This is a genomic window from Streptomyces sp. NPDC002896 (genome assembly GCF_040295225.1).
In the GTDB taxonomy this organism is placed as follows: domain Bacteria; phylum Actinomycetota; class Actinomycetes; order Streptomycetales; family Streptomycetaceae; genus Streptomyces.
Map to the genome: position 1 here is coordinate 1 of NZ_JBEOVA010000092.1, position 2,588 is coordinate 2,588.

Sequence of the window (2,588 nt, forward strand, 5' to 3'; positions counted from 1 at the left end):
CCGACAGGGACGCGGGCCGGGAACTGCTGGCCGGGCTGCGCGAGCGGCACTGGCGGATCACGCGGGTGTGGGCCGACGGCGGCTACACCGGGCAGTTGGTCGACTTCGCCCGCAGCCTCCTGCGGATCGTGCTGACGGTGGTCAAACGAAGCGACGATCTCTCGGGGTTCACGGTGCTGCCCAAGAGGTGGCTGGTGGAGCGCACGTTCGCGTGGCTGATGCGCTCACGGCGCCTGGCCCGCGACTACGAGACACGCACCGACAGCGCCGAGGCGATGATCCTCTGGTCGATGAGCATGGTCATGAGCCGCCGCCTGGCCCGCCCGCGACACTGAACACCCCCGGCACCCCCTCGACCAGCCAGCCCCGCCGGGCCAGGCGTTTGGCCTTCGACCGCACCCCCTCAACCTTCGCCGGAACCAGCTCCAGACCAAGCGCCGCGGCGAGCTGCCGGCAGTCCATCGCCTCTCCACCCCGCTCGGCCAGGGTGGTCATGATCCTTCGATAGTCCGGTGCCAGCGCGGCGGCGTTGAGTCCTTGCGTCCGCACTGGCACCACCGAGCCGGGCACCGCCCCAGCGACCGGTCCCGGCCGCTGACCGGGCGCGGCCACCGGCGCCTGTTCGCCGTCGCGCGGCTCCGCAAGGACCTGCCCGACCGTCTCACGGGCAATCACGAACCGCTCCCACGCGGCCTCCGCCTCCCGAAGCTCAGCCTGCAAAACCTCCACCCGCTGGCGGGCCGCACGCTCCCGCTCCTCCAGCAACCCCATCACCGACGGCACCAGGCACCTCCACCGAGGAGACAACACAACGTGCCATCACTGCCGCACGACAGCGGAACTATGCCTGACCAGCAGAAATGCAGCGTTCACTCTCGGAAAGACAACGGCTTCTCAGACGCGAGGCGGGGTGTCTGGCTCAGAGGCGAGGTAGGTGCCTGGGGTACGTCCTCACGCCCAGGGCCGGTACGGCTCGTCCATGAGCTGGAACAACGGCTCCTTGCGGACCGGGTCCTCGGCCCTGGAGAGCTGCACCCGGTCGCCGGGGTGGACGGCGGCGGGCGGGCCGAGCACCCGGCCCCGCACGGTGAACCCCTCGGCCATCTCGATGAGCGACTCGTTGCGGGCCGACGGGGTGCCCCGGTGGACCACCGTGGTGCGGCGTACGACCCCCCTGCCCGCGCTGTGCTCGGTCCGCATGTCGCTGGAGGCGCAGACCGGGCAGAGCAGGCGGTGGAAGGAAGGGGTGCCGCACCACTGGCAGCGCTGGAAGCAGAGGCCGTCGAAGGCGGTGGGGTCCGCGGGGGCGGTGGTGCCGTGAGCGGCCGTGGCGTCGAGTCGGCTCTCGGCGATCGCTGTCCCTGTCCCTGGGTGGAACACGATGTCATCTCCCTGCACTCGGGCCGGAATCTGATGTGCTCGGAACGCCGTGCACGAGAACAGAGTATGGCACTGAGTGTCATCGGTAAAGGCACTCCGTACCCTTAATCGCGGAACAGGCACCGCGAGCGCAAGGGGACGAGCCTCAGTCCTGAGTCTCAGTCCTGCCGGAGCGAGGATTCGATCTCCCGGACGACGCGCCACATCGGGGTCCCCCGCTTGGAGATGACGACGACCACGTCCTCCGGCTCCTCCGCGGTGGTGCGGGCGGCGCCGGGGGTCTCGGCGCCGAAGGTGTCGCGGACATGGGCGAGCGCGTGGTCGACCGCGGCCGCAGCATCGCCCTCTCCGTCCGAACGGAGCCAGGAGCGGAGGCCGTTGTTGTGCGCGGCCACCACCGCGGCGGCGATCACGTCCGCGTTCAGCGTGCCGTCGCGGTGCCCCGCGAAGCGCTCTCGCAGATACCCGGCGAGGGCGCGCTCGTACCGCCACACCACCGACAGCTCGTACGCGCGGAGCCCGGGGACCTTTCTCGTGAGCCGGTAGCGCTGCACGGAGAACGTCGGGTTCTCGGCGTACATGCGCAGCACGAGCCGGGCCGCGTCGCAGACCCGCTCCACCGGGTCGTCCTCGTTCGTGCCCGAGTTCAGGTACTCCGTCATGTCGGCCAGGCAGCGCTCGTGGTCCGGGAAGACCACGTCCTCCTTGGACGGGAAGTACCGGAAGAACGACCGGCGTCCGACCCCCGCCAGCGTCACGATGTCGTCGACCGTCGTCTGCTCGTACCCGCGCTCGAGAAAGAGCTGGAAGGCGGCCGCGATCAGGGAGTCCCGTATGGGCGGCTTCGGGGGTGTCGTATCGGATGCCGGGCCGCGACGGGGTGCCTCGCTCATGAGGGCGAACCTAGCATCGGGCGGAGCAGATGGCACTCAGTGTGCATACTGGAGGGAACTGAGTGCCACGATTGCGGTGCCTCTACAGCACCACCCTTCAGCACCACCCCGTCAAGCCGTTCAAACGGACTGGAGCCCCCGACCGATGAACCAGCATTTCGATCTGTACCGGCCGTCGGAAGAGCACGACATGCTCCGTGAGATGGTGCGGTCGCTCGCTGAGGCGAAGATCGCCCCGTATGCGGCGGCGGTGGACGAGGAGGCGCGGTTCCCGCAGGAGGCGCTGGATGCGCTGGTGGCGTCGGAGCTGGCGGC

Annotated in this window: 5 protein-coding genes; 2 read left to right on the top strand and 3 right to left on the bottom strand. The window is 69.7% G+C overall.

The window, feature by feature from the left end; genetic code table 11:
* Positions 1-335 (top strand): transposase (locus ABT009_RS47255; protein ID WP_351309620.1); only part of this gene is annotated, 335 nt, incomplete at its 5' end.
* On the opposite strand, the gene ABT009_RS47260 is transcribed toward ABT009_RS47255, so the two are convergent.
* The 3 genes from ABT009_RS47260 to ABT009_RS47270 all read right to left on the bottom strand — a co-directional run bounded on the left by ABT009_RS47260 (position 301) and on the right by ABT009_RS47270 (position 2,273).
* The gene (locus ABT009_RS47260; protein WP_351309625.1) at positions 301-783 is read right to left on the bottom strand and encodes a hypothetical protein; all 483 of its coding nucleotides are present in this window, start codon (positions 781-783) and stop codon (positions 301-303) included. The two genes, ABT009_RS47255 and ABT009_RS47260, sit on opposite strands and share 35 nt — an antisense overlap.
* Before the next feature lie 168 nt (positions 784-951).
* Complete coding sequence (locus ABT009_RS47265; protein ID WP_502990111.1) at positions 952-1,380, bottom strand: Zn-ribbon domain-containing OB-fold protein; 429 nt, start codon at positions 1,378-1,380, stop codon at positions 952-954.
* Positions 1,381-1,538: 158 nt separating this feature from the next.
* Positions 1,539-2,273, bottom strand: coding sequence for a TetR/AcrR family transcriptional regulator (locus ABT009_RS47270; RefSeq protein ID WP_351309628.1), 735 nt, complete (start codon positions 2,271-2,273; stop codon positions 1,539-1,541).
* A gap of 145 nt (positions 2,274-2,418) precedes the next feature.
* Between ABT009_RS47270 and ABT009_RS47275 the strand changes: the two genes are divergently transcribed.
* Positions 2,419-2,588 (top strand): acyl-CoA dehydrogenase family protein (locus tag ABT009_RS47275; protein ID WP_351309634.1); only part of this gene is annotated, 170 nt, incomplete at its 3' end.